This window comes from Paraburkholderia sp. JHI869 (genome assembly GCF_038900775.1).
Taxonomy (GTDB): domain Bacteria; phylum Pseudomonadota; class Gammaproteobacteria; order Burkholderiales; family Burkholderiaceae; genus Paraburkholderia.
In genome coordinates, this window is the sequence record NZ_JAYMSC010000127.1 from 1 (window position 1) to 255 (window position 255).

General features: G+C 59.6%; 1 rRNA gene. It reads right to left on the reverse strand.

From position 1 onward, the window contains the following. Positions 1-255: ribosomal RNA gene (locus tag VSR72_RS44170) — 16S ribosomal RNA — on the reverse strand; the annotation flags it as partial.

Sequence of the window (255 nt, forward strand, 5' to 3'; positions counted from 1 at the left end):
TGTGGCTGGTCGTCCTCTCAGACCAGCTACGGATCGTCGCCTTGGTAGGCCTTTACCCCACCAACTAGCTAATCCGCCATCGGCCACCCCAATAGCGCGAGGCCCGAAGGTCCCCCGCTTTCATCCAGAGATCGTATGCGGTATTAATCCGGCTTTCGCCGGGCTATCCCCCACTACTGGACATGTTCCGATGTATTACTCACCCGTTCGCCACTCGCCACCAGGTGCAAGCACCCGTGCTGCCGTTCGACTTGC